General features: G+C 44.9%; 2 protein-coding genes and 1 pseudogene. 1 reads left to right on the plus strand and 2 read right to left on the minus strand.

The genetic code is table 11. The annotated features are described in order from the left end of the window. Positions 1-300 (plus strand): DUF2806 domain-containing protein (locus tag R8269_RS25095; RefSeq protein ID WP_318222891.1); only part of this gene is annotated, 300 nt, incomplete at its 5' end. Between the two features lie 90 nt (positions 301-390). On the opposite strand, the gene cysC is transcribed toward R8269_RS25095, so the two are convergent. After that, entirely contained in the window at positions 391-1,008 is a 618-nt protein-coding gene (gene cysC / locus R8269_RS25100; RefSeq protein ID WP_005454655.1) for an adenylyl-sulfate kinase, read from the minus strand. Between the two features lie 24 nt (positions 1,009-1,032). Further along, positions 1,033-1,217 (minus strand): annotated as a pseudogene (locus R8269_RS25105) (anion permease); the annotation flags it as partial.

Genomic DNA, 1,217 nt, shown 5'->3' on the forward strand with positions numbered 1-1,217 from the left:
TACTCAAGTCTATTAGTATTGATTGAATTGGGGTTACTGCATAGCACAGAACTGGAATCAGGAGAGATCGGCATTGAAACGCCATTGATACTGGCATATCAAGGCAAGAATTTGTCTCTGCAAGTGAATACGAAGGGCATCCGTCTGCTGTACTACCGTTTCACGCCGACGGGTAACGAACTGTGCAAACTGCTTGGCAACAAGCCAAATTCCCAGTACTACGATCAAATGCTCGCCTTGTTAAATCAAAAGTTTAGCGTAAGCACCGAAGCAAGCAGCAGCGTGAACTATACCGTTTAGTTTCGCTCTAGGAGCTTTAGGTCACCTATGATCTAAAAGCTCCTCAAGCATTACACGAGGCTTTTTTCCACCCATGATCCAAAAGCTGAGTTAGCTGATCACACGACGTTGTTTAAGCTCATTCAAACACAATTCAACCAACTCTTCGACGCTCTTCTCGCCTGCTGGCAAATCAATTTCTGGATTGATTGGCGCTTGATATTCTGAATCAATACCCGTGAAATTTGGGATCTCACCTGCTCGCGCTTTTTTGTATAAACCTTTTGGATCTCGGCCTTCACACACTTCGAGAGATGCATTCACAAACACTTCAATGAACTCACCTTCGGGCAGTAAATCGCGAACGAGTTGACGCTCAGCACGGTGAGGAGAAATGAACGCGGACAACACAATCAAACCCGCATCTGCCATCAGTTTCGCCAACTCGCCAATACGACGAATATTTTCACGGCGATCTTGTTCAGAAAAGCCTAGATCACTACACAGGCCATGACGAACATTATCACCGTCCAACAAATAAGTGTGGTAGCCCAACTCAGCTAAACGATTCTCCAGCGCGCCCGCGACGGTTGACTTACCTGCGCCAGATAAACCAGTAAACCAAAGCACTGCTGGTTTCTGTTTTTTCAGCTCAGCACGAAACTGTTTATCAACCGTGTGCTGATGCCAGACAATGTTTTCATCTTTTACCGGTGTTTCAGCGGTCATAACGAATCCTTGTATTTATCGGAATTAAAACGGAAAGAAGACCGGTATCAATGTCAGTACCAATACGGAATACACAATCGAAATCGGCACACCAATTCGCACATAGTCGGTCAATTTGTAATTACCTACACTGTAAACCAACAAGTTGGTTTGATACCCGTAGGGAGAAATAAAGCTCGCGCTTGCGCCAAATAATACCGCCATAATAA

It is taken from the genome of Vibrio sp. Vb0667 (genome assembly GCF_033391095.1).